20 protein-coding genes, 6 tRNA genes and 1 pseudogene are annotated in these 24,029 nt (G+C 69.3%); 12 read left to right on the plus strand and 15 right to left on the minus strand.

Annotated features, from left to right (window positions below):
* Nucleotides 1–107: 107 nt before the first annotated feature.
* Nucleotides 108–653 (minus strand): hypothetical protein, encoded by a 546-nt coding sequence (locus tag ACIBU0_RS05150; protein ID WP_398811908.1) that lies wholly within the window; start codon nt 651–653, stop codon nt 108–110.
* Nucleotides 654–762: 109 nt separating this feature from the next.
* Nucleotides 763–1,113 (minus strand): metallopeptidase family protein, encoded by a 351-nt coding sequence (locus tag ACIBU0_RS05155; RefSeq protein WP_211362888.1) that lies wholly within the window; start codon nt 1,111–1,113, stop codon nt 763–765.
* Nucleotides 1,114–1,198: 85 nt separating this feature from the next.
* Between ACIBU0_RS05155 and ACIBU0_RS05160 the strand changes: the two are divergent.
* The 7 genes and pseudogenes from ACIBU0_RS05160 to ACIBU0_RS05190 all read left to right on the plus strand — a co-directional run bounded on the left by ACIBU0_RS05160 (nt 1,199) and on the right by ACIBU0_RS05190 (nt 8,294).
* Nucleotides 1,199–2,794 (plus strand): annotated as a pseudogene (locus ACIBU0_RS05160) (metallophosphoesterase).
* A gap of 80 nt (nt 2,795–2,874) precedes the next feature.
* A tRNA-Glu gene (locus ACIBU0_RS05165) sits at nt 2,875–2,947 on the plus strand.
* A gap of 37 nt (nt 2,948–2,984) precedes the next feature.
* Nucleotides 2,985–3,059: transfer RNA gene (locus tag ACIBU0_RS05170), tRNA-Asp, on the plus strand.
* 22 nt (nt 3,060–3,081) lie between these two features.
* Nucleotides 3,082–3,155: transfer RNA gene (locus ACIBU0_RS05175), tRNA-Phe, on the plus strand.
* A 182-nt stretch (nt 3,156–3,337) separates the two neighbouring features.
* Nucleotides 3,338–7,324, plus strand: coding sequence for an ATP-dependent RNA helicase HrpA (hrpA, locus tag ACIBU0_RS05180; RefSeq protein WP_398811912.1), 3,987 nt, complete (start codon nt 3,338–3,340; stop codon nt 7,322–7,324).
* Nucleotides 7,325–7,417: 93 nt separating this feature from the next.
* A tRNA-Asp gene (locus tag ACIBU0_RS05185) sits at nt 7,418–7,492 on the plus strand.
* Nucleotides 7,493–8,099: 607 nt separating this feature from the next.
* Complete coding sequence (locus ACIBU0_RS05190; protein ID WP_398811915.1) at nt 8,100–8,294, plus strand: DUF6274 family protein; 195 nt, start codon at nt 8,100–8,102, stop codon at nt 8,292–8,294.
* Nucleotides 8,295–8,868: 574 nt separating this feature from the next.
* Here the strand turns inward: ACIBU0_RS05190 and bldC are convergent.
* Together bldC and ACIBU0_RS05200 are read right to left on the minus strand one after the other, a co-directional pair.
* Entirely contained in the window at nt 8,869–9,075 is a 207-nt protein-coding gene (gene bldC, locus ACIBU0_RS05195; protein ID WP_003949541.1) for a developmental transcriptional regulator BldC, read from the minus strand.
* Nucleotides 9,076–9,642: 567 nt separating this feature from the next.
* Nucleotides 9,643–10,485, minus strand: coding sequence for a hypothetical protein (locus tag ACIBU0_RS05200; RefSeq protein ID WP_398811917.1), 843 nt, complete (start codon nt 10,483–10,485; stop codon nt 9,643–9,645).
* A gap of 221 nt (nt 10,486–10,706) precedes the next feature.
* Between ACIBU0_RS05200 and ACIBU0_RS05205 the strand changes: the two genes are divergently transcribed.
* Entirely contained in the window at nt 10,707–11,795 is a 1,089-nt protein-coding gene (locus ACIBU0_RS05205) for a Leu/Phe/Val dehydrogenase (protein ID WP_398811919.1), read from the plus strand.
* A gap of 304 nt (nt 11,796–12,099) precedes the next feature.
* A complete protein-coding gene (locus ACIBU0_RS05210; RefSeq protein WP_031484400.1) occupies nt 12,100–12,348 on the plus strand; it encodes a DUF3073 domain-containing protein in 249 nt (82 codons plus the stop codon).
* A gap of 69 nt (nt 12,349–12,417) precedes the next feature.
* On the opposite strand, the gene purM is transcribed toward ACIBU0_RS05210, so the two are convergent.
* The 11 genes from purM to purS form a co-directional block, all read right to left on the minus strand.
* Nucleotides 12,418–13,497 carry a phosphoribosylformylglycinamidine cyclo-ligase gene (purM, locus tag ACIBU0_RS05215; protein ID WP_398811922.1) on the minus strand — a complete coding sequence of 360 codons (1,080 nt, stop codon included), beginning with the start codon at nt 13,495–13,497 and terminating at the stop codon, nt 12,418–12,420.
* 33 nt (nt 13,498–13,530) lie between these two features.
* Nucleotides 13,531–15,060, minus strand: a complete 1,530-nt coding sequence (purF, locus tag ACIBU0_RS05220) for an amidophosphoribosyltransferase (protein ID WP_398811925.1) — start codon at nt 15,058–15,060, stop codon at nt 13,531–13,533.
* Between the two features lie 61 nt (nt 15,061–15,121).
* On the minus strand, nt 15,122–15,910 hold the full coding sequence (locus ACIBU0_RS05225; protein WP_398811928.1) for an META domain-containing protein: 789 nt from the start codon (nt 15,908–15,910) through the stop codon (nt 15,122–15,124).
* 64 nt (nt 15,911–15,974) lie between these two features.
* A complete protein-coding gene (locus ACIBU0_RS05230) occupies nt 15,975–16,772 on the minus strand; it encodes a sterol carrier family protein (RefSeq protein WP_398811931.1) in 798 nt (265 codons plus the stop codon).
* 49 nt (nt 16,773–16,821) lie between these two features.
* Nucleotides 16,822–17,217: a hypothetical protein gene (locus ACIBU0_RS05235; RefSeq protein ID WP_398811934.1), complete on the minus strand. Its 396-nt coding sequence runs from the start codon at nt 17,215–17,217 to the stop codon at nt 16,822–16,824.
* Nucleotides 17,218–17,243: 26 nt separating this feature from the next.
* Nucleotides 17,244–17,729: a protease inhibitor I42 family protein gene (locus tag ACIBU0_RS05240; protein ID WP_398811937.1), complete on the minus strand. Its 486-nt coding sequence runs from the start codon at nt 17,727–17,729 to the stop codon at nt 17,244–17,246.
* Between the two features lie 5 nt (nt 17,730–17,734).
* Entirely contained in the window at nt 17,735–19,285 is a 1,551-nt protein-coding gene (locus ACIBU0_RS05245) for a peptidoglycan-binding protein (RefSeq protein WP_398811940.1), read from the minus strand.
* Nucleotides 19,286–19,331: 46 nt separating this feature from the next.
* Complete coding sequence (locus ACIBU0_RS05250; protein WP_398811943.1) at nt 19,332–19,709, minus strand: hypothetical protein; 378 nt, start codon at nt 19,707–19,709, stop codon at nt 19,332–19,334.
* Between the two features lie 167 nt (nt 19,710–19,876).
* Nucleotides 19,877–22,135: a phosphoribosylformylglycinamidine synthase subunit PurL gene (gene purL / locus ACIBU0_RS05255; protein WP_398811945.1), complete on the minus strand. Its 2,259-nt coding sequence runs from the start codon at nt 22,133–22,135 to the stop codon at nt 19,877–19,879.
* Nucleotides 22,132–22,812: a phosphoribosylformylglycinamidine synthase subunit PurQ gene (gene purQ / locus ACIBU0_RS05260; protein ID WP_398811948.1), complete on the minus strand. Its 681-nt coding sequence runs from the start codon at nt 22,810–22,812 to the stop codon at nt 22,132–22,134. The genes purL and purQ overlap by 4 nt, the downstream gene beginning before the upstream one ends.
* Nucleotides 22,809–23,072: a phosphoribosylformylglycinamidine synthase subunit PurS gene (gene purS, locus ACIBU0_RS05265; RefSeq protein WP_030251612.1), complete on the minus strand. Its 264-nt coding sequence runs from the start codon at nt 23,070–23,072 to the stop codon at nt 22,809–22,811. Before purS ends, purQ begins: the two co-directional genes overlap by 4 nt.
* Before the next feature lie 279 nt (nt 23,073–23,351).
* Between purS and ACIBU0_RS05270 the strand changes: the two genes are divergently transcribed.
* The 3 genes from ACIBU0_RS05270 to ACIBU0_RS05280 all read left to right on the plus strand — a co-directional run bounded on the left by ACIBU0_RS05270 (nt 23,352) and on the right by ACIBU0_RS05280 (nt 24,027).
* On the plus strand, nt 23,352–23,669 hold the full coding sequence (locus ACIBU0_RS05270) for an Lsr2 family protein (RefSeq protein WP_398811952.1): 318 nt from the start codon (nt 23,352–23,354) through the stop codon (nt 23,667–23,669).
* Between the two features lie 133 nt (nt 23,670–23,802).
* Nucleotides 23,803–23,874, plus strand: a tRNA-Gly gene (locus ACIBU0_RS05275).
* A gap of 80 nt (nt 23,875–23,954) precedes the next feature.
* Nucleotides 23,955–24,027, plus strand: a tRNA-Gly gene (locus ACIBU0_RS05280).
* Nucleotides 24,028–24,029: the final 2 nt, after the last annotated feature.

Consider the following 24,029-nt stretch of genomic DNA (forward strand, 5'->3'; position numbering starts at 1 on the left):
CAAACGATCTACCACCATACGCACCCCCAACCCCCCAAGGCAAACCGAGTGCCGCCGGTGTAGCCAACGTCACCTGCCGCATGCCCGGCATCCCCACCGAACCCCCCTCACGCCGGCGCCCCCGCGGCCGGCGCCGGCTCCCGCTGCCCCAGCTGCGGCTCCGTCTGCTCATGCGCCGACGACGACGGCTCAGCCTGCGTGGGCGTCGGCGAGGCAGACGTCGGCTCCCCGGTCGGCGTCGGCTCCGGATCCGGCGTCCGAGTCGGCGTCGGTTCAGCCGTACGAGTGGGCCCCGGCTTCTCGGTCGCCCCCGGACGCGCCGGCTTGCCCCCCGCCGAAGCGGACGCACTCACCCCCACGGACGGCGAAGCGGAGGCAGCCGCGGACTCCCCGGCCCCCTTCTTCTTCTCACCCTTGCCGTCCTTCCCCCTGCCCTTCCCCCGCTCGCCGCCCTCACCATGGGCCCCGAACCCGAAGCCGCCACCCGACACGGCCGACCCCCCGTCGGGCGCCTCACCGCCCCGCTGCCCGGCGGACGGCGACGGCTTCGCGCCCCCGCCGGAGCCGTCGTCGCCCACGCTCATGCAGCCGGCGGCAGCGGCGACGGCCATGACCGTGACGGCCAGACGGACGGGTACGTACAAAGGGCGCACGGAAGCCACCTCCAAGGGCGGGCGAAGAAGTCAACCTGCCCAACTCCCGCCGCCCACAAGAGGACACGCGCCCCGCATTCACAGGTTCACAGACCCCACGGAGCACCACTCACCCATAGCCGAGCGCATGCAGCCGCGCATCGTCGATCCCGAAGTGATGCGCGATCTCATGCACCACCGTCACCTCGGTCTCCTCGACGACCTCCTCCCGCGACTCACACATCCGCAGCGTCGGCCCCCGGTAGATCGTGATCCGGTCCGGCAGCACCCCCGCGTACCACTCACCGCGATCGGTGAGCGGAGTCCCCTCGTACAACCCGAGCAGCTCGGGATCGTCCGCGGGCGGTTCGTCCTCCACGAACACCGCGACATTGTCCATCAGCCGCGTCAGCTCCGGCGGGATCCGGTCCAGCGCCTCGGCGACCAGTTCCTCGAACTCCTCGCGCGTCATCTCCAGCACAGGCCCATTGTCGGGTACGACCCCGCCGTACAGGAGCCGCCAACAGCCCCGCATATCCGCCGCCACACTTGGGCATACGGGACCAATGGCCCGCGTCCCCGCCGCAGTCCTGAAAGCCCTCGGTCACCTCCCCACGGCCCCGCGCGCCCTCACCCGCCGCCACACCACCCGCCACCGGCCCACCACACTGGAACTCGTCGCGCAGCCACGCCCCTGGGGCCGCGCCCTCGGGCTGATCGCCGTCGTCCTCCTCGGCGCCTGGCTCGGCCTGCTCATCGTCGGCAACGTACGCGTCCCCGTCGGCCCCATGAACACCACGATGACCCTGCGCCCCTCCCTCACCGGCGGCACGAAGATCAACGTCTCCCCCCTGGGCGCCCTCCAACTGGACAGCCACATCGCCCCCGTCCGCCTCGACGTCAACGTCGACCAACTCGACCCCGCCCGCTCCCAGGCCCTCGTCGACCACCCCGAACGCCTCTCCGGCCTCCAGGACGAAGTCGCCCACGACGTCGCCAACGGCACCCGCGACCTCGCCCTGCGCTCCTGCGTCGCCGTCGTCTCCGGCGCCACCGCCCTCGGCCTCGCCGTCTACCGCCGCCCCCGCCGCGCCCTCGCCGCCGGCGGACTCGCCCTCACCCTCCTGGCAGCCTCGGGCGGCACGGCGCTCGCCACCTGGAACCCCGAATCGGTCCTGGAACCGAAGTTCTCCGGACTCCTCTCCTCCGCCCCCTCCCTGGTCGGCAACGCACGCAGCATCGTCACCGAATTCGACGTCTACCAAAAGGAGTTGGCCCGCCTGGTCACCAACGTCACCAAGCTCTACGACGCCACCTCCACACTCCCCGCCTACACACCCGACCCGTCGACGATCCGCGTCCTGCACGTCTCCGACATCCACCTCAACCCCGCGAGCTGGAAGATCATCGCCTCGCTCGTCGACCAGTACAAGGTCAACGTGATCGTCGACTCCGGCGACACCATGGACCACGGCACAGCCGCAGAGAACGGCTTCCTGGACCCCATCGAGGACCTCGGCGCCCCCTACGTCTGGGTCCGCGGCAACCACGACTCCCGCGTCACCCAGCGCTACCTGGAAGGCCTCAAGAACGTCCACGTCCTGGACGACGGCAAGGCCGAAACGATCTCCGGCCTGCGCTTCGCCGGCATCGGCGACCCCCAGTTCACCCCCGACCGCACCCAGGTACCCGGCGGCGACGCCGCGAACGAACTCGCGGGCGTCCGCCTCGCCTCGTCCCTGCGCGACCAGAAAACCGCCGGCACCCCCGTCGACGTCGCCGTCGCCCACGAACCGGTGGCCGCCCGCCAGACCGACGGCGAGGTCCCCCTGGCCCTGGCCGGCCACATCCACCACCAGGAGACCGAGCTCCTGCGCTACGGCACCCGCCTGCGCATCGAAGGCTCCACAGGCGGCAGCGGACTGCGCGCCGTGGAAGGCAAGCACCCCGACCCCATCCAGACGTCGATCCTCTACTTCGACCGGGACACCCGTCGCCTCCAGGCCTGGGACGAGATCGAACTGGGCGGCCTGGGCCTGACCACCGCCGAGGTACGCCGCCACCTGGCCGAGGACCCTGTCGATTAGCGGCTCCGCCGCGGGCAACCGGGAGCGACCGACTCGCCAAGCCCCCCGACGCCCTCGCCCACCCCCTCCCCGTAAACCGTTTTGGCGATACCTCCCGCCATCCCATATGCTTCTCACGTCCCCGACGCGCTGAGAAGCGCCCAGGCGGGCCGATAGCCCTCATCGTCTAGCGGCCTAGGACGCCGCCCTTTCAAGGCGGTAGCACGGGTTCGAATCCCGTTGGGGGCACGCAGTACGGTGTGCGACACTGTCGTACACATCGCTTGGTCCTGTGGAGCAGTTTGGAGTGCTCGCCACCCTGTCAAGGTGGAGGCCGCGGGTTCAAATCCCGTCAGGACCGCTGAGGCTTCTCGGAGCCTCGTGGCTGGGTAGCTCAGTTGGTACGAGCGTCCGCCTGAAAAGCGGAAGGTCGCCGGTTCGACCCCGGCCCCAGCCACAGCAAACACCCCCGTCGAGATGATCGACGGGGGTGTTTTTCATCCCCCTACGGGTTGGGGGCACGCTCCGGCCTTGAAGCCGGCCCGGTCCGATGTCGTAAAGGCGGGTGGTGCAGGACCGGATCGCCCCCCGGCAAATCGTTCGCCAGGGTTTTCCAGGGGATGAGATCCTGGATCGCGTATGTCTACGCACCCTGCCCCCGGTACCCCGGCCCTCGGCGCCCTCGCCCCCCGCCTGACCGAGTTGTCCCTGCGCGATGCGCAGCGGCTCGGTCGGCGGCTCGAAGGTGCCCGCAAGATCCGTAAGCCGGAGGCGCGGGCCGCCGTGCTGGCCGAGATCGAGGCGGAGATCGTCAGGGGCGAGGAGCGTGTCGCCGCGCGGCGCTCCCGTGTGCCCGCGGTCACGTATCCCGAGCAGCTGCCGGTCAGCCAGAAGAAGGCCGACATCGCGGCCGCCATCCGCGATCACCAGGTCGTGATCGTCGCCGGTGAGACCGGGTCCGGGAAGACGACCCAGATCCCGAAGATCTGCCTGGAGCTGGGGCGGGGTGTCCGGGGCATGATCGGGCACACGCAGCCCCGTCGTATCGCCGCCCGGACGGTCGCCGAGCGGGTGGCCGAGGAGCTGGACACGCCGCTCGGTGAGTCGGTCGGCTGGAAGGTGCGGTTCACGGACCAGGTGAATCCGGACGCGACCTTCATCAAGCTGATGACGGACGGCATCCTGCTCGCCGAGATCCAGACCGACCGCGAGCTGCGGGCCTACGACACGATCATCATCGACGAGGCACACGAGCGGTCCCTCAACATCGACTTCCTGCTCGGGTATCTCGCGCAGTTGCTGCCGAAGCGGCCCGATCTCAAGGTCGTCATCACCTCGGCGACCATCGATCCCGAGCGGTTCTCCCGGCACTTCGGCGAGGCGCCGATCATCGAGGTCAGCGGGCGGACGTATCCGGTGGAGGTGCGGTACCGGCCCCTTCTCGAGGAGGACGGCGAGGATTCCGACCGGGACCAGATCACCGCGATCTGCGATGCCGTGGAGGAGCTTCAGGGGGAGGGCAAGGGCGACATCCTCGTCTTCCTCTCCGGTGAGCGGGAGATCCGGGACACGGCCGACGCGCTGGTCAAGAAGAACTACCGGTTCACCGAGGTCCTGCCCCTCTACGCCCGCTTGTCCCATGCCGAGCAGCACCGTGTCTTCCAGCCGCACACCGGGCGCAGGATCGTTCTGGCTACGAATGTCGCCGAGACCTCGCTGACCGTCCCGGGCATCAAGTACGTGATCGACCCGGGTTTCGCCCGGATCAGCCGGTACAGCCACCGCACCAAGGTCCAGCGGCTGCCCATCGAGGCGATCTCGCAGGCCAGCGCCAATCAGCGCAAGGGCCGTTGTGGACGGACCAGTGACGGTGTCTGCATCCGGTTGTACTCGGAGGACGACTTCCTCGCCCGTCCGGAGTTCACGGACGCCGAGATTCTCCGTACGAACCTCGCCTCGGTCATCCTGCAGATGACCGCGGCCGGCCTCGGCGACATCGAGAAGTTCCCGTTCATCGACCCGCCGGACCACCGCAACATCCGTGACGGCGTGCAGCTCCTGCAGGAGCTCGGCGCGCTGGACCCGGCGCAGAAGGACGTACGCAAGCGGCTGACGGAGACCGGCCGCAAGCTCGCCCAGCTGCCCGTCGACCCGCGTCTGGCCCGCATGGTCCTGGAGGCCGACAAGAACGGCTGTGTCCGCGAGGTCATGGTCATAGCGGCTGCGCTGTCCATCCAGGACCCGCGCGAGCGCCCCGCCGACAAGCAGGCCCAGGCCGACCAGCAGCACGCCCGCTTCAAGGACGAGACGAGCGACTTCCTCGCGTACCTCAACCTGTGGCGCTACGTCCGTGAGCAGCAGAAGGAGCGGGGGTCGAGCTCCTTCCGGCGCATGTGCAAGCAGGAGTACCTGAACTTCCTGCGTATTCGGGAATGGCAGGACATCTACACGCAGCTGCGTACGGTCGCCAAGCAGATGGGCATCCACCTCAACGACGAGGATGCCCCTGCCGACCGGATCCATGTGTCCCTCCTCGCCGGCCTCCTCTCGCACATCGGGATGAAGGATGTGAAGGAGTCCAAGGACTCCGGTCCGGGCGTACGCAAGGACGGTGGCCGGGGGGAGTATCTCGGCGCCCGGAACGCCAAGTTCGCGATCTTCCCCGGCTCGGCTCTCTTCAGGAAGCCGCCCCGGTTCGTCATGTCCGCCGAGCTGGTGGAGACGAGCCGTCTGTGGGCCCGTGTGAACGCGAAGATCGAGCCGGAGTGGGTGGAGCCGCTCGCGGAGCACCTGCTGAAGCGGACGTACTCCGAACCGCACTGGGAGAAGGACCAGGCGGCGGTGATGGCGTACGAGAAGGTCACGCTGTACGGCGTTCCGATCGTCGCCCAGCGGAAGGTTAACTACGGCCGTATCGACCCGGAGGCGTCTCGCGAGCTGTTCATCCGCAACGCGCTCGTCGAGGGCGACTGGCGCACGCATCACAAGTTCTTCGCCGACAATCGCAAACTCCTCAGCGAGGTCGAGGAGTTGGAGCACCGGGCGCGGCGCCGGGACATCGTCGTCGACGACGAGACGCTGTTCGACTTCTACGACCAGAAGGTGCCCGCGCACGTCGTCTCGGGCGCCCACTTCGACTCCTGGTGGAAGCGCAAGCGGCATGAGCAGCCGGACTTCCTGGACTTCGAGCGCGAGATGCTCATCCGGGAGTCGGCGGAGGCGGTCACGAAGGCCGACTATCCGGACTCGTGGCGGCAGGGGCAGCTGAAGTTCCGCGTGACGTATCAGTTCGAGCCGGGCGCGGACGCCGACGGTGTGACGGTCCACATCCCGCTCCAGGTACTCAACCAGGTCACGGACGAGGGCTTCGACTGGCAGATCCCGGGGTTGCGGGAGGAGTTGGTGACGGAGCTGATCCGTTCCCTGCCGAAGCCGATTCGCCGCAACTACGTGCCGGCGCCGAATTTCGCGAAGCGGTTCCTCGATGCGGCCGTGCCCCTGCAGGAGCCGTTGACGGTGACCATGGCGCGTGAGCTGAAGCGCATGGTCGGAGTGCCGTTCGAGGCCGAGGACTTCGACTGGACGAAGGTCCCGGACCATCTGCGCATCACGTTCCGGATCGTCGACGAGCGGCGCCGCAAGCTGGCCGAGGACAAGGATCTGGAGGCCCTGAAGCTGCGCCTGAAGCCGAAGGCGCGCAAGGCCCTCTCCCAGGCGGCCGCGGCCACCGCGTCCCGCGAGGGCGGGGAGTCCCTGGAGCGCAAAGGTCTGACCGACTGGACGATCGGCTCGCTCACCCGCGTCTTCGAGACTCGCCGGGCCGGTCAGCCGGTGCGGGCGTACCCGGCGCTCGTCGATGACGGCGACACGGTGTCGGTCCGTCTCTTCGACACGGAGGCGGAGCAGCAGCAGGCGATGTGGAAGGGCACGCGCCGCCTCATCGTCCGCAATATCCCGGTGAACCCGGCGAAATTCGCGAGCGAGCGCCTGACGAACGCCCAGAAGCTCGCCCTGTCCGCCAACCCCCACGGCTCCATCCAGGCGCTCTTCGAGGACTGTGCGACGGCGGCGGCGGACAAGCTGATCGGTGACTTCGGTGGGCCGGCGTGGGACGAGGAGTCGTACCGGAAGCTGTACGACAAGGTGCGCGCGGAGATCGTCGACACGACGGTCCGTACGGTGGCTCAGGTGCAGCAGGTCCTGGCTGCCTGGCAGGCCGCTGAACGCCGCCTGAAGGCCGTACGCAGCCCTGCCCTGCTCGCAAACCTCACGGACGTGCGTAAGCAGCTGGACGCCCTTGTGAGGCCCGGTTTCGTGACGGAGGCGGGCCTGCGCCGCCTGCCCGACCTCATGCGCTACCTGATCGCCGTGGACCGCCGCCTCCAGCAGATGCCGACGAACGTCCAGCGCGACACGACCCGCATGGAGAAGGTCCACGAGATGCAGGACGAGTACGCCTGGCTCCTGGAGCAGATGCCGCAGGGCCGCCCGGTCCCGCAGCAGGTCCTGGACGTCCGCTGGATGCTGGAGGAGCTCCGCGTCAGCTACTTCGCCCACGCCCTCGGCACGGCGTACCCCATCTCGGACAAGCGGATCGTGAAGACGATCGACACGCTGGCGCCGTAACGGCATGCACACGCAGGGTGAGTTCGACCCGGGGCTCACCCTCCTGTACAGTCTCTTCTCGCAGCGCAACGCACGAATGGCGCAGCGAAACCTGGTCCTGTGGAGCAGTTTGGAGTGCTCGCCACCCTGTCAAGGTGGAGGCCGCGGGTTCAAATCCCGTCAGGACCGCATTGAGAGTCAAGGCCCGCGCCCCGCAAGGGATGGCGGGCCTTACTCGTACCGCAACTCCACACCACACCCCGCGCCACCCAGCCAAGGTGCAGGCCGCGCCCGCGGCGCAGCCGCAATCGGGCACAGCAAATCCCGTCAGGACCGCATTGAGAGTAAAGGCCCGCGCCCCGCAAGGGGTGGCGGGCCTTACTCGTACCGCAACTCCACACGACACCCCGCGCCACCCAGCCAAGGTGCAGGCCGCGCCCGCGGCGCAGCCGCAATCGGGCACAGCAAATCCCGTCAGGACCGCATTGAGAGCAAAGGCCCGCGCCCCGCAAGGGGTGGCGGGCCTTACTCGTGCCCCCAGTGCACCCCCCAGTGCCGGTTCGCAGCTCCCGGCGCCGGCCGGCATCAACCAGCCCGTCCGGCGTTTGAGGACGAGGCCCGTTCAGGGCCGGAGCGGGGGTCTGGGGGCGGCAGCCCCCGGCAGACGGCCGCTGCAGCGCCGGGCGCTTCACAGCGGCGGCGCAACCGGCGGAGCCCCCCGCCACCTTGACGGAGTCACATTCGCTCGGTACCCAGAAATCAGGGCACCTTCCCGTGTGGCCCCCGGAGGTGGCGTATGGCGGCATCGGCAAGGCACGAGACGCGGGCACTGCTCCGCGCGCATCTGTCGGCCGCCACCTCCTATCGGCATCTCACCCGTCACTGCCCGATCTGCCACCGCCTGCTGCGCCTGGCGATGGACTCCGCCCCGCGCACCCCGCGGACGGCTCCGGCCGAGGTCACCGAGGACGAAACCGCTTCCACTGCCTGACCGCTCATGGGCGTCAACTCCCGTGCGGCCATGGGGCGCTGGAGCATGCGCCCCCCCTCTAGCGCACAGAGGCCAGAGGCAACAAGCACCGCGGCATGTGACGGGTGTCACCGCATGAGTTTCCGGGAGTGCGGTACTTACACCCTGCCTACAACTGGTCAATTTAATATGTGCAATTGCACCAGCTTCCAGCGATCGCCCGGCATACGCTCAGTGACGACCCTTGGGTCAGCCATGGACCACCCATGGAGCACCCAAGGGCCGCCCAGGACCCACTCAAGGACTGCTCAAGAGCCGCCCCGGGGTGACTCCACAGGAGATCCGACAGGCCTCCCCAGAGTCCGACAAGCCCGCCCACAGGGCCCCGGCCGGCACACGGTCCGCACACAAAAAAGATCGCGCTGGACCCGGCGGAGTCCAGCGCGATCGACGACGCACCCTTGTTACGTGCCTGAAGAGCTCTGATCGGCTTGGGCGTGGGCTCTGTTGGGGCAGAACCCGCGTCGCTTGGAGCTAGAGTTCGGGCGCCGCGGCAAGTTGGGGGAACCGCCGGTTTGCCCGGTTATGGAGTTGTTCAGGCCTCGCTGCGCTGCTGCGGGATGCCCGCGAGCAGTGCGCGGACCTCGGCCTCGCGGTAACGGCGGTGCCCGCCGAGCGTACGGATGGACGTGAGCTTCCCGGCCTTCGCCCACCGCGTGACCGTCTTCGGGTCCACACGGAACATGGTGGCGACCTCAGCCGGGGTCAGCAGCGGCTCGGCATCAGGGGTGCGAGCGGTCATGAGCGGCCTCCTCGGGAGAACCGAACCTTCTCGGTTCTTTCCTCTAAATTCTGCACCTTGACCCGCGTTGCCCGAAATGGCGGACGCGAGTCGAGTCGGTTATAGGACGAACGGCTTGTCCTCGGCACTACAACTACACCATCTGTCCAGCCGCGTCGGCCAAACCGATGGAATTGCCCTCCCAGGTGTTCATCAGCGACGGAAGCCGATGGACCATGCCATAGCGGACAGTCACGCCACTGTGACGATCAGTCACAGTGGCGTGCAGGAGTCTCAAGACCCCCCAAAGCGTGCAATGTCGAGCTAGAGCCCTCCCCGGACTCCTTGTCCTATTTTGGCACGAGGAGGGGTTAGGGGCGCAAGAGCCGCGTAAGTGCGGTCCGTCACGCTTACACGCGTTGACACATCCTTGATGCATACGCCCGGATCGGGTCCTACGTCCTTTGTTGACGAGGCATCAAGAACCTCAGAGCGAGCACGAAACCCCAAAACGGGCGTCTCGTCAAACGTCAGTTCGTTACCTCACCGAGTGCGCCAGATCACACCGGCCCGCCCCGCCCGCAGCGCTCAGTTGGCCGACCGCCGGTCCCGCACCGCCCGCCACCGCTCCACGAGCCGCGTGTAGGCCGCCCCCGCGGCCGCCCCGTCGCCGAGCCGCAGCGCCTCGATGCCGTCGGCCACATCGGCCGCCGAGTGATCGTCCTCCAGGTCACCGGCCGGCAGGGTGTGCACCAGGCCGCCGTAGTCCAGCTCGACCAGTGAGCGCGGGTGGAACTCCTCCAGCCAGCGCCCGACGTCCACCAGGCCGTCGATGAGCGGGCCTTCGTCGATGGCTTCCTTCAGCGTCCGCAGGGCCCGCGCCACCCGCCGCCGCGCCTGCACCATGGGCGTCCGGTAGCGCAGCATCGGCGGGATCTCGCCCGAGCCCTTGTCGAAGCGCCGCTCCTCGTCCGACACCAGCACGAACCAGTGCAGCGGCACCTGCCAGGTCGAGGTGCGGATCCACGGCCGGGCGTCCGGGTTGCGGGCCAGCCAGCGCTCGTAGTCCTGGGCCGTCTGGCGCCGCACCACCTCCGGCAGCACCGCCTCCAGCACCGGCTTCGGCAGCTCCTCGGCGAGCTCCCCGAGCGCCTGCCAGCCGCGCAGCCGGGTACGCCACGGGCAGACGCACAGCACCCCGTCGGCCTCCAGCACGAAGGCGTCGCTGCTCTCGTGCACCGGCACCGGGATCGGCGGGGTGGGCACCAAGTCGGCCAGGGAGCGGCGCAGTTCGTCCTGGTACGAGGGGCGGTCGGGGCGGCGGGCGTAGCGCGCCCAGTGGCTGCGCTCCGGCTCCGGGAAGGCTGCCAGCGGCTCGTACACACGCAGATAGGTCGCGTACGGGACGATCACCGAGGACACCTTGGGCACGCCTGCTCCCTCCCCCGCCGTCTGCCAGGAAAACCTGCGAAACCCGCTCACAAAGATGCGGGAAAACTATGCAAATCGTCGCACGGCTGTACTCCGGGAGTAGGTGATCCTGAGCACTGCGGGTTGGAGGGGCGCTTCCGGGTCTAATCTCATGCTCACAGCACCCGCCACCCGTACGGGAGCTCGCTCCGATCGCCGCAACGTACTCAGGAGTCACCACAGTGACCGACGTAACACACGGCGTCCTGCACACCCTGTTCCACTCGGATCAGGGGGGTCATGAGCAAGTAGTGCTCTGTCAGGACCGCGCCAGCGGCCTCAAGGCCGTCATCGCCATCCACTCCACCGCCCTGGGCCCGGCCCTCGGCGGTACGCGCTTCTACCCGTACGCGACCGAGGAGGAGGCCGTCGCCGACGCGCTGAACCTCGCGCGCGGGATGTCGTACAAGAACGCCATGGCCGGGCTCGACCACGGCGGCGGCAAGGCCGTGATCATCGGCGACCCGGACCGCATCAAGAGCGAGGAGCTGCTGCTGGCCTACGGCCGGTTCGTGGCTTCGCTCGGCGGTCGGTACGTCACCGCGTGCGACGTCGGTACGTACGTCGCCGACATGGACGTCGTGGCACGCGAGTGCCGCTGGACGACCGGACGGTCCCCGGAGAACGGCGGCGCGGGCGACTCCTCCGTGCTCACCGCCTTCGGCGTCTACCAGGGCATGCGCGCCTCCGCCCAGCACCTGTGGGGTGACCCGTCGCTGCGCGGCCGCAGGATCGGCATCGCCGGCGTCGGCAAGGTCGGCCACCACCTGGTGGAGCACCTGCGCGCGGAGGGCGCCGAAGTCGTCATCACGGACGTCCGCGAGGAGGCCGTGGGCCGGATCCTCGCGGCCCATCCGACGGGCGTCACGGCCGTCGCCGACACCGCGACCCTGATCCGCGTGGAGGGCCTCGACATCTACGCCCCCTGCGCGCTCGGCGGGGCGCTGAACGACGACACCGTGCCCGCGCTGACCGCGAAGATCGTCTGCGGTGCCGCCAACAACCAGCTCGAGCACCCGGGCGTCGAGAAGGACCTCGCCGACCGCGGGATCCTCTACGCGCCCGACTACGTGGTGAACGCCGGCGGTGTCATCCAGGTCGCCGACGAGCTGCACGGCTTCGACTTCGACCGGTGCAAGGCGAAGGCCGCGAAGATCTACGACACCACGCTGGCCATATTCGCACGTGCGAAGGCAGATGGGATTCCGCCGGCCGCCGCGGCCGACCGGATCGCCGAGCAGCGGATGGCGGAGGCGCGCACGGCGCTCTGAGCCGATCGGCCGGCCCATAACACGGGTTTGGCCGGTACCCGCCGGTGGGCAGTTGGAGAGAACTCTCACTCTTACCGGCGGGTCGACCGCCAATAAGTGGTTAAAATCGCGGTTGACCAGCGAGGACAGGGCGCCTCGAAGGTCCTGGGCACACGCCTGTGCTGCGGGCGACGTACCGTATGGGCGCGGGCTCAGGTACCGTGGAAGCCCTACGGACCGGCCTCTCCACGGAGAGTCCGTTCCGGATCATGAACGCGTGTCAGACTCTGGGGCCGTCGAGCCCCGTCGTTGAGGGGGTCGAGCCATGGGGCGCGGCCGGGCCAAGGCCAAGCAGACGAAGGTCGCCCGCCAGCTGAAGTACAACAGCGGTGGGACGGACCTCTCACGCCTGGCTGAAGAGCTGGGCGCATCGACGTCGAACCAGTCGCCGAACGGCGACCGTTTCGAGGACGATGAGCAGGACGACGACCTGTACTCCAAGTACGCCGACCTCTATGAGGACGACGACGAGGATCAGGACGAGGACCCCTCGGAGCAGCGTCGCGGCGCTTGACTTTGCATTGAGCACTCACCCGGTCGGTGACCTCGGTCACCGACCGGGTTCTGTGCTACCCGCAGGTCTTCAGCTCGCGTAGTCCCCGACCAGGGCCGCGCCCGTCTCGTGGTCGCCCCGGTCCGTGATCTCGCCCGCGACCCAGGCGTCCACGCCTCGGTCGGCCAGCGTCGCCACGGCCACGTCCGCGGACTCCTCCGGCACGATCGCGATCATGCCGACGCCCATGTTCAGGGTCTTCTCCAGCTCCAGACGCTCGACCGAGCCGGTCTTGCCGACGAGGTCGAAGATCGGGGCGGGGGCCCAGGTGGAGCGGTCGACGATCGCGTGCAGGCCGTCCGGGATCACCCGGGCCAGGTTGGCGGCCAGACCGCCACCGGTGACGTGGCTGAACGCGTGCACGTCCGTGGTGCGGGTGAGGGCCAGGCAGTCCAGCGAGTAGATCTTGGTGGGCTCCAGCAGCTCCTCGCCGAGGGTGCGGCCCAGCTCGTCGATCTGTGCGTCCAGGGCGAGGCCGGCCTGGTTCAGCAGGACGTGCCGGACCAGCGAGTACCCGTTCGAGTGAAGGCCGGATGCCGCCATGGCGATCACCGCGTCACCCGTACGGATGCGATCCGCGCCCAGCAGCCGGTCGGCCTCCACGACGCCCGTACCGGCGCCCGCCACGTCGAAGTCGTCCGGGCCCAGCAGACCGGGGTGCTCGGCCGTCTCGCCGCCCACCAGGGCGCAGCCGGCGAGCACACAGCCCTCGGCGATGCCCTTGACGATGGCGGCGACACGCTCGGGGTGGACCTTGCCGACGCAGATGTAGTCGGTCATGAACAGCGGCTCGGCGCCGCACACCACGATGTCGTCCATGACCATGGCGACCAGGTCGTGGCCGATGGTGTCGTAGACACCCATCTGGCGGGCGATGTCGACCTTGGTGCCGACACCGTCGGTGGCGGAGGCGAGCAGCGGGCGCTCGTAGCGCTTGAGGGCGGAGGCGTCGAACAGGCCGGCGAAACCGCCGAGGCCGCCGAGGACCTCGGGGCGCTGGGTCTTCTTCACCCACTCCTTCATCAGCTCGACCGCGCGGTCGCCCGCTTCGATGTCGACGCCGGCAGCCGCGTAGGACGCACCGGAAGCACCGGTAGTTGTCTCAGACATTGCCTGGGATCTTTCGGGTTGGTTTCTACGGGCTTACGGGCGACGGATCGCGTCGACGGCAGCCGGGGCGGCCGTACCGGCCGCGAGCTCGGTCTCCAGGAGCTGCTTGCCGAGCAGCTCGGGGTCCGGGAGCTCCATCGGGTACTCGCCGTCGAAGCAGGCGCGGCACAGGTTCGGCTTGGCGATGGTGGTCGCCTCGATCATGCCGTCGATGGAGATGTACGCCAGCGAGTCGGCGCCGAGCGAGGTGCCGATCTCGTCGATCGTCATGCCGTTGGCGATGAGCTCCGCGCGCGTGGCGAAGTCGATGCCGAAGAAGCAGGGCCACTTCACGGGCGGCGAGGAGATCCGGATGTGGACCTCGGCGGCGCCTGCCTCGCGGAGCATGCGGACCAGGGCGCGCTGGGTGTTGCCGCGCACGATCGAGTCGTCGACGACGACCAGGCGCTTGCCCTTGATGACTTCCTTCAGCGGGTTCAGCTTCAGCCGGATGCCGAGCTGGCGGATGGTCTGCGAGGGCTGGATGAACGTACGGCCGACGTAGGCGTTCTTCACCAGGCCCGCGCCGAACGGGATGCCGCTGGCCTCCGCGTAGCCGATGGCGGCCGGGGTGCCGGATTCCGGGGTCGCTATGACCAGATCGGCCTCGACCGGGGCTTCCTTCGCGAGCTTGCGGCCCATCTCCACGCGGGAGAGGTAGACGTTCCGGCCGGCGATGTCGGTGTCCGGGCGGGCCAGATAGACGTACTCGAAGACACAGCCCTTGGGCTTCGCTTCCGCGAATCGGGAGGTGCGCAGGCCGTTCTCGTCGATGGCGACGAACTCGCCCGGCTCGATCTCGCGGACGAAGCTGGCGCCGCAGATGTCGAGGGCGGCGGTCTCGGACGCGGCGACCCAGCCGCGCTCCAGACGGCCGAGGACCAGCGGGCGGATGCCCTGCGGGTCACGGGCGGCATACAGGGTGTTCTCGTCCATGAAGACGAGGCTGAAGGCGCCCTTGACCTGCGGAAGGACCGTGTGGGCGGCCTCCTCGATGGTCAGCGGCTTGCCGTCCTCGTCGACCTGGGCCGCGAGCAGCGCGGTCAGCAGGTCGGTGTCGTTGGTGGCCGCCACGCGCGGTGTTCGGCCGCCCTCCTGCTTGGGCAGGTCGGCGACCATCTCGGCGAGCTGGGCCGTGTTGACCAGGTTGCCGTTGTGGCCGAGCGCGATGGAGCCGTGCGCGGTGGCGCGGAACGTCGGCTGGGCGTTCTCCCACACGGAGGCGCCGGTGGTCGAGTAGCGGGCGTGTCCGACCGCGATGTGACCCTGGAGCGAACCGAGCGAGGTCTCGTCGAAGACCTGGGAGACGAGGCCCATGTCCTTGAAGACGAGGATCTGGGAGCCGTTGCTGACCGCGATTCCCGCGGATTCCTGGCCCCGATGCTGGAGGGCGTAGAGCCCGAAGTACGTGAGCTTTGCGACCTCTTCACCCGGAGCCCAGACACCGAAGACGCCACACGCGTCCTGGGGGCCTTTCTCGCCGGGAAGTAGATCGTGATTGAGTCGACCGTCACCACGTGGCACGCCACCGAGTGTAGGCGAGATCGACCACTGGTCCGAATTGGGGATACGCGCCCGTAAAGGATCACTCGGCGGCGGACGCGTTGACACGCTCGCCGTTTTCGCTGGTCAGAGTGAGGGTGCGGTGATCGAGTGTGTATTTCACCGTGCCGTCGAAGAGCTTCAGGAGGCTCTTCTCCGTATGCATGAGTGAGGTGTCGCACATCATTCGCGTGGTGGACGCGGTGCCGAGCGTGATACGGCCGTCGCTGACCGTTGCCGTGGCCTTCACCTTGTTGCAGCCGAGGCTTCCGCTGACCTGTCCGGTTTTCTCGTCGAAGGTGAGGTGGGCCTTGCCGGCCGTGTCGGGGCTGGTGATGGTCCACTTCGTGCCCTTGAGCGGGGCGGCGTCCTGCTTGGTGAGGGCGACGCGGTCGCCGTCCGCGGTGGTGAGGGTCAGCTTGTCGCCGACGACCTCGGTCTTGAGGTCCCCGTCGGCGAGGGTGCGGGCGAGGGTCTCCTCGAAGGCCGGGGGGACGCCCTCGCAGGCCATCTCGGTCGCCTGCACCTGGTCGAACGTGATGTGGCTGTCGGCGAAGGCGGCATCGGCGCCGAAGTTGTTGCAGCCGAGACTGCCCTTGACCTTGCCGCCGTCGGCGATGCGCAGCCAGGCGCCGCCCGGGGCGTCGCTCTTCTTCCCGTCGACGGTGATGTCGTCGACGGCCCAGTGGACGCCGCTGACGGAGGCCGCCGCGCCCGCGCCGACGGTGTCGCCGGCCGCCTTCTCGTTGCCGCAGGCCACGGCGAGCGGGAGGAGGGTGAGTACGGCCAGAGCGGCCAGTCGCTGCGGGGTGTCCATGCCGAGTGTGTCCATGCCGGTGGGACGGGAGGGACACCGGACCGGTTCCGCTTGTCGCCGCTCGGCGCGTGGGGGCCGGTCAGCCCATGAGCGGCAGCAACCCGCCCAGGTCCGCCCTCTCCCCGCTCGCGCTCACCCTGGCCTGAGCGACGGCGTCCTGCCACGCCACCCGCCCGGTCGCGAGGCGGATCCAGGTCAGCGGGTCGGTCTCGACGACGTTGGGCGGGGTGCCCCGGGTGTGCTTCGGTCCCTCGACGCACTGCACGACGGCGTACGGCGGGACCCGCACCTCGGTCGAACCGCCGGGCGCCTTGGCGGCGAGGGCGTCGGCGAGGAGGCGGGTGCAGGCGGCGAGGGCCTGGCGGTCGTACGGGGTGTCAAGGCCGGGGACGGCGGCGTTCAGGTCGTCTGTGTGGACGACGAGCTCGACGGTACGGGTGACCAGGTAGTCGGCCAGAGTCATGAAACCGGGACGGGTGACGAGCAGCCGCTCGCCCGGGGTGGCGGCCAGCCGCTCGGTCAGCCGCTGCTCGGTGTGGGCGTACAGCGCGTCGAGGTCGGGGTGCTCGCGGGCGAATTCGCGGCCGAGGTCGGCGCCCGCGGCTGCCAGTGCGGCGGTCGCGAACGGCCAGTCCAGCAGGGCGAGTTCGGCCTTCGCGGGTGGCTCCAGGTCGATGGTCCGGCTGACGCTCTCGACGGCCATGGCGATATGCGCGGCCAGTTCACGTACGGTCCAGTCGCCGAGGCGTGTGGGGCGCGTGAGCTGCTCGGGGGTGAGGGTGTGTACGGCCGCCCGTACGTTCCCGAACTGGGCCAGGACCGCGGTGCGGATCTTGGCGGGGTCGTAGGTGCGGGCGCGCTTCTTGGCCGGGGACATGGGGGCAGCCTATGCAGGCCGCGACGGCCTCGTCAGAGCCTGTCCGCCTCTACCGGCGGGACCCGCGGGCATCGCGGCGCGCTCCGATGAGTTCGGCGACGCCGGCCAGCCAGCGGGCGGCCCGGTCCTCGGCGTCCGGAGCGGCCGCCACGTCCGCGGCGGTACGCAGCCAGCCGCGCAGCACCTCCGACGCCTCGGCCGAGGGCAGGGGTTCGGGCAGCTCGGCGACGTACCGCACGCCCCCGGCCCGCACCGTGTCGGCGAGGAACGCCACCGAGCGCGGCAGCACCCCGAGCCGGTCCAGTGTGACGGCGGCCGCGACGGCCCCGTCCCCGAACAGTGCGGTGCGGAAGGCGTCCCGGCTGAGCCCGTAGCGCAGCAGGCCACCGACGTCGGTGGCCGCGATCAGCTCGTCGTCGGTGCGGGTGGTGGGGGTGGGCGGCATGGCGGTGATCCTCGGCTGCGGGGCGATCAGCGGACGGTGATCGTGTAGAGGTAGTAGGTGGGGTTGTCCGTGTCGTTCGGGGTGGCTGTCGCGGCGGCCGTCATGACCGGTACGGGGGATGCGGTTCCCGAGGGGGGCGGACTCGCGGTCACCTCGGCCGCGCTGTGGCACAGCCCGTGCGGGCAGTACAGCAGCTTCACCGTGGTCCTGCCCGGCGCCACCGCGGTGAAATCGAAGTGCTGGGTGCCGCTGCCGCCGCCGCTGATGCCTTCGGCGCTGCCCTCTGTTTCCTCGCCCCTGCCTTCGTAGCGCAGCACGGCCGAGTCCGGCCGCGGCTCGGCCAGGTACCAGTTCTCGCCGAGTGTGGGGCTGGCGGGCACCTCCAGGGTGAACTCCTCGCCGACCTCGGCGGTCACCGAGCGCTCGTCGGTGCCGTACGCGGAAGGTCCGGTCAGCCCGCAGCCGGCGAGGGCCACGAGGGGGAGCGCCCAGAGGGCGGTGCGTATGCGCACGGTGTTCAGTCCTGCTCGATGTAGACGTTGTTGACGTTGGTGAACCGGTCGTCGCTGGCCGCGCTGAGGTCTCCCTTGACGAAGTCCTCCTCGCTGACCCAGGTCGTCGTACCCCACGGGTTGTAGATCTGCAGCATGTCGCCTTCCTGGCCGACGATCATCATGCCGTGCCCCACCCAGTCGCCGTTGTCCTCGTGCCCCTCGATGTTGATCGGCACGGGCTTGCCCTCGGCGACGGACTTCTCGATGTCGGTGAGGACATCGCGCCGGTCGTCGTCGGAGCCCATCTCCTGCACGTCGTAGCGGTCTCCGGTGTGCGGTGACAGCTGCGAGTCGGAGATCTCCTCCTGCCCCTCGGAGTCCATGCCGGCGGGCTGCCGGTCCCACAGCCAGCCGGAGTTGGCGCCGTCGCCCTCCTCGTGCAGCCGCAGCTGCTCGTCGGTGAGCCGCTCGCGGAACGCCTCGGGCGAGTCGTCGGTGCCGTCCGGACCGCCGGTGAGCTCCAGCGCGTACACCGGGTCCACCATGGCGCGCGCGGTGACGGTGGAGGACGGGACACAGGTGGAGCCGTCCTGTGACCAGTTCGCGTCGCCGTACGTCTGCTGCTCCTGCCCCCAGCTGTTGGTGGTGACCGGGGCGAGGTGCTCCTGCAGCCACCGCGGGTCCTTGCCGTGGATCTTCCCGGCGAAGTCCTCGACCTCGTCGACGCTGTAGCCGGCGGCGAGGGACTTCATGAGGTACGCGCGCTCCTGCGGCGTCCTCGCATCCGCCAGCATGCGTTCCATCCGGTCCTGGTCGGCGGGGGAGAGCTTCTCCATGCGGTTGCCGGCGCGTTCGAGGTCGTTGGCGGTGAGGATCTCGTTCAGCTCGCGGTCGCCGTCGATGTTGGCGGTGTCGGCCAGCACGAGACGGTCGGCGGCGGAGAGGCTGTCGGTGTGCATCTGGCCCGCGCGGGCTTCGGCGGCGTACTTGTTCAGGTCCCGGGCGGCGGCCCGGGCCGCGTCGTCGGCGGTCACCGCGGCGGCGTGCCGGTCGTCGGCTCCGGCCGTGGCGATCGACCGGGCGCGCACCCGGGCCTGCTCCTCGCCGTCGTCCTCGTGCAGGTCGTCGAACCAGCCGTCCTCCCCGCCGAGTTGTCCGCGGGCGTCACGCAGTTGCTCGCGCCCGGTCCGGTCACGGCGTCGGGCGTCGTCGAGGGCGTCGGCCAGGGTCAGGAGCGCCTGGGCGCCGCCGCGGAAGGCGCAGGCCATCTGGTCCGCCGAGCGGGACGCGGCGCCGACGACCTCACCGGCACGGGCGCCGGTGGTGCCGACCCAGGCGTTCGGCAGGCCCTGCCGGGCGACCTTGTCGACGCGGTCGCGCACGTCGTCGGCGTCGTCGGCCTGTGAGCGGTAGCGCTTGGCGAGGGTCCTGAGCGTGTCCGGGTCGCCGGACGGAGCGGCGACGGCCAGAGCGGCGTCGATGGCCTCGATGAGATCGTTCTTGCTCTCGGCGCCTGCGATGGTGGAACGCAGGTCCGCGAGGCGTGCGCGGCGGTCGGTGGTGGATTCGGTCACAGCGGTCCCTGGGCGGTGCGGGAAAGGGGCGTCGGGAGGGCGGGGCTCAGTCGAAGTCGGACAGGGTGGTGCCCGGGGCGGCCTGAGCGGGCTGTGTGCCGCTGCCGGAGTGCGCGGCGCTCAGTCCGGCGATGGCGTCCCCTTCCGCCGCGTTGTAGGCACGGGTGGAGGTACGCACCCGGTCGGCGAGCTCGTGCAGTGCGTCGGCCAGGGTCTTCGCCTCGGCCTCCCAGGCCCCGGCGTAGTCGCCGAAGGCGGGGCCCATGTCGGACCCGCCGAGCGCCTCGGGCGTGTAGCACTGGGTGGCGGTGATCGCCTTGCGTATCCCGTCCGTGTCGTCCCCGGCGGCGTCCAGCTTGCCCGCCTCCGTATCCAGCGAGCCGGCCTGAACCTGGTAGCCGCTCCCGGCCCCCACAGCGCTCAACGCGCCCTCCCCCGTGTGCTGCGTGCCGTCAGAGTGTCAAGACTGCCTGGTGTGCCGCGAGTTACCGCAGGTGGGGCAGCGTAATGACGGGTTCATGGTAAGTCACGGCATGCCGAAGCCCCCGCCCGGTGGACCGGACGGGGGCTTCAGAACCGTAGAACCGCCGGCTACTTCAGCAGCGCGGGGATCGTCTCCTCGTGTGCCGTGCGCAGTTCCTCCAGGGTGAGTGCGAACTCGCCCTGGAGCTCCACGGAGTCGCCGTCCACGACACCGATGCGGGTGACCGGCAGGCCACGCGCCCCGCACATGTCGTTGAAGCGGACCTCCTCGGAGCGCGGTACGGCGACGACCGCACGCCCCGCCGACTCGGAGAAGAGGAAGGTGAAGGCGTCCAGACCGTCGGGGACGATCAGGCGGGCGCCCTTGCCGCCGAGCAGCGCCGACTCCACGACCGCCTGGATCAGGCCGCCGTCGGACAGGTCGTGCGCGGAGTCGATCATGCCGTCGCGGGAGGCGGAGATCAGGATCTCGGCGAGCAGCCGCTCGCGCTCCAGGTCGACCTTGGGCGGCAGACCGCCGAGGTGGTCGTGCACGACCTGCGACCAGGCCGAACCGCTGAACTCCTCACGCGTGTCGCCGAGGAGGTACAGCAGCTGGCCCTCCTCCTGGAAGGCGACCGGCGTGCGGCGGGCGACGTCGTCGATGACGCCGAGGACCGCGACGACCGGGGTCGGGTGGATCGCCGCCTCGCCCGTCTGGTTGTAGAGGGAGACGTTGCCGCCGGTCACCGGGGTGCCGAGCTGCTGGCAGGCGTCCGCCAGGCCGCGCACCGCCTCCGCGAACTGCCACATCACCGCCGGGTCCTCGGGCGAGCCGAAGTTCAGGCAGTCGGAGACCGCGAGCGGCTTGGCGCCGGTCGTGGCGACATTGCGGTAGGCCTCGGCGAGGGCCAGCTGGGCGCCCGCGTACGGGTCCAGCTTGGCGTACCGGCCGTTGCCGTCCGTCGCGATGGCGACGCCGAGGCCGGTCTCCTCGTCGATGCGGATCATGCCGGAGTCCTCGGGCTGGGCGAGGACCGTGTTGCCCTGCACGAAGTGGTCGTACTGCGAGGTGATCCACTTCTTGGAGGCCTGGTTCGGGGAGCCGACCAGCTTCAGGACCTGGTCCTTCAGCTCGTCGGAGCTCTCCGGGCGGGGCAGCTTGTTCGCGTCGTCCGCCTGCAGCTCGTCCTGCCAGGACGGGCGGGCGTACGGCCGCTCGTAGACCGGGCCCTCGTGGGCCACCGTGCGCGGGTCGACGTCGACGATCTTGCCGCCGTGCCAGTAGATCTCCAGGCGGTCGCCGTCGGTGACCTCACCGATCACCGTGGCGATGACGTCCCACTTCTCGCAGATCTCCAGGAAACGGTCGACCTTCTCCGGCTCGACGACCGCGCACATGCGTTCCTGCGACTCGCTCATGAGGATTTCCTCGGGCGAGAGCGTGGAGTCGCGCAGCGGTACGTCGTCCAGGGTCACGCGCATGCCGCCGGAGCCGTTGGAGGCCAGCTCGGACGTGGCGCAGGACAGACCCGCGGCGCCCAGGTCCTGGATGCCGACGACCAGCTTCTCCTGGAAGGCCTCCAGGGTGCACTCGATGAGGAGCTTCTCCTGGAAGGGGTCGCCGACCTGCACGGCGGGCCGCTTCGAGGGCTTGGCGTCGTCGAAGGTCTCGGACGCGAGGATCGAGGCACCACCGATGCCGTCACCACCCGTGCGGGCCCCGTACAGGATGACCTTGTTGCCCGCGCCGGACGCCTTCGCGAGGTGGATGTCCTCGTGCCGCATCACACCGATGGCACCGGCGTTGACCAGCGGGTTGCCCTGGTAGCAGGCGTCGAAGACGACCTCGCCGCCGATGTTGGGCAGGCCCAGGCAGTTGCCGTAGCCGCCGATGCCGGCGACGACGCCCGGGAGGACGCGCTTGGTGTCGGGGTGGTCGGCGGCGCCGAAGCGCAGCGGGTCGACGACCGCGACCGGCCGCGCGCCCATGGCGATGATGTCGCGGACGATGCCGCCGACGCCGGTGGCCGCGCCCTGGTAGGGCTCGACGTAGGAGGGGTGGTTGTGCGACTCGACCTTGAAGGTGACCGCGTAGCCCTGGCCGACGTCCACGACACCGGCGTTCTCACCGATGCCGACGAGCAGTGCGTCGCTCTGCGGGGCCTTCTCGCCGAACTGGCGCAGGTGGACCTTGGAGGACTTGTACGAGCAGTGCTCGGACCACATGACCGAGTACATGGCGAGCTCGGCACCGGTGGGCCGGCGGCCGAGGATCTCCACGACCCGCTCGTACTCGTCCTTCTTCAGGCCGAGTTCGGCCCAGGGCAGCTCGACGTCGGGGGTCGCGGCCGCGTGCTCGACCGTGTCCAGAGGCGTCCGGCTCATGCGTTGACCAGCTTCTTGAGGATCGAGGTGAAGAAGGGGAGGCCGTCGGTGCGGCCGGTGCCGATGAGCGGCTCCACGGCGTGCTCCGGGTGCGGCATCAGGCCTACGACGTTGCCGGCCTCGTTGGTGATGCCGGCGATGTCGTTGAGCGAGCCGTTGGGGTTGAAGTCGAGGTAGCGGAACGCGACGCGCCCCTCGGCCTCCAGCTTGTCCAGCGTGTACTGGTCGGCCACGTAGCGGCCGTCCATGTTCTTCAGCGGGATGTGGATCTCCTGGCCGGCCGTGTAGTCGGTGGTCCAGGCGGTGTCCGCGTTCTCCACCCGCAGCTTCTGGTCACGGCAGATGAAGTGCAGGTGGTCGTTGCCGAGCATCCCGCCGGGCAGCAGGTGGGCCTCGGTGAGGATCTGGAACCCGTTGCAGATGCCGAGGACCGGCAGACCGGCCTTCGCCTGCTCGATGACCGTGTCCATCACCGGCGAGAAGCGGGCGATGGCCCCGGCGCGCAGATAGTCGCCGTAGGAGAAACCGCCGCACAGCACCACCGCGTCGACCTGCTTGAGGTCCTTGTCCTTGTGCCACAGGGCCACGGGTTCGGCGCCCGCGAGCCGGATCGCACGCTGCGTGTCCCGGTCGTCGAGAGAGCCCGGGAAAGTGACGACGCCAATACGAGCGGTCACTTCACGGCCTCCGCGACTTCCTCGACGCGGACGGTGAAGTCCTCGATCACGGTGTTGGCGAGGAAGGATTCCGCAAGATCATGGATGCGGGCGAGCGCGGCCTCGTCGACCGGCCCGTCAACTTCCAGTTCGAAACGCTTTCCCTGACGTACGTCCGAGATGCCGTCGAAACCCAGCCGCGGCAGTGCGCGCTGCACCGCCTGGCCCTGGGGGTCGAGGATCTCCGGCTTGAGCATGACGTCGACTACGACGCGTGCCACGTGCACTCCCGGTGGTGTGGTGCTGAGCAGGTTCCTGCAGGTGGTTTCAGACTACCTGCACAAAATTTCTACGCGCGTCGACTTGTAGGAATCTACGTGACGGCCATCACGGCCCGACGGAAGACTGCCGGTCCGCGAAAAGTTCCGGAAAAGATCCCGGATCGACACCCGATACCTATTGCGCTCGGACACGCGGAAGGATTTAGTCGAGCTTCACATCGCATTGTCGGGCACTGTACAAATGAATTGTCACCGTGCCGTACGAAGGGACCGATATTCGTGGCGCAGAAGGTCGTGGTCACTCTCTTTGACGACATCGACGGCTCGGAAGCGGCGGAAACGATCGCCTTCGGACTCGACGGCAAGTCGTACGAGATCGACCTGAATGAAGCCAATGCCAAGAAACTGCGTAAGGCGCTCGCGCCGTACGTGGAGGCCGGTCGCAAGCGGTCGAAGTCAGGCAAGGCGTACAAGCAGACCGAGGTCGCCCCGGACCCGGCGGCCGTGCGGGCCTGGGCCCAGGCCAACAAGATGGAGGTCCCGGCCCGCGGCCGGATCCCCAAGAAGGTGTACGAGGCGTTCAGCGCTGCACAGTGACGCCGGCCGACGGTGTGGTCCAGGGCCCGTCAGCGGGCCCTGGCGACAACCGACTTGCGCTACCCCCCTGCCGATCAGCTAATGTCTGGGACACGCCGCCGGGCGGGGCAGAAAAGTCCAGCTCGGGGAGCTTGCGGGTGTAGTTCAGTAGCAGAACATCCCCCTTCCAGGGGGAAGGCGCAGTGTGCAATTCCTGTCACCCGCTCTGCACCACCGTCCGGACCACTGTTGTGGATCAGGTAGGCTGGTGCTCGCACCGATCGGTGAGAGCCGGTCGGAGGCAATGCGGACGTAGCTCAGTTGGTAGAGCGCAACCTTGCCAAGGTTGAGGTCGCGAGTTCGAGCCTCGTCGTCCGCTCC

The organism is Streptomyces sp. NPDC049627, from assembly GCF_044465645.1.
GTDB lineage: Bacteria > Actinomycetota > Actinomycetes > Streptomycetales > Streptomycetaceae > Streptomyces.

Bases quoted from the DNA above. Each gene is read 5' to 3' on its own strand.
- hrpA (WP_398811912.1), top strand. From the start codon at position 3,338: ATGTCTACGCACCCTGCCCCCGGTACCCCGGCCCTCGGCGCCCTCGCC.
- ACIBU0_RS05190 (WP_398811915.1), top strand. From the start codon at position 8,100: ATGGCGGCATCGGCAAGGCACGAGACGCGGGCACTGCTCCGCGCGCAT.
- bldC (WP_003949541.1), bottom strand. From the start codon at position 9,075: ATGACCGCTCGCACCCCTGATGCCGAGCCGCTGCTGACCCCGGCTGAG.
- ACIBU0_RS05210 (WP_031484400.1), top strand. From the start codon at position 12,100: ATGGGGCGCGGCCGGGCCAAGGCCAAGCAGACGAAGGTCGCCCGCCAG.
- purM (WP_398811922.1), bottom strand. From the start codon at position 13,497: ATGTCTGAGACAACTACCGGTGCTTCCGGTGCGTCCTACGCGGCTGCC.
- ACIBU0_RS05225 (WP_398811928.1), bottom strand. From the start codon at position 15,910: ATGGACACACTCGGCATGGACACCCCGCAGCGACTGGCCGCTCTGGCC.
- ACIBU0_RS05230 (WP_398811931.1), bottom strand. From the start codon at position 16,772: ATGTCCCCGGCCAAGAAGCGCGCCCGCACCTACGACCCCGCCAAGATC.
- ACIBU0_RS05235 (WP_398811934.1), bottom strand. From the start codon at position 17,217: ATGCCGCCCACCCCCACCACCCGCACCGACGACGAGCTGATCGCGGCC.
- purL (WP_398811945.1), bottom strand. From the start codon at position 22,135: ATGAGCCGGACGCCTCTGGACACGGTCGAGCACGCGGCCGCGACCCCC.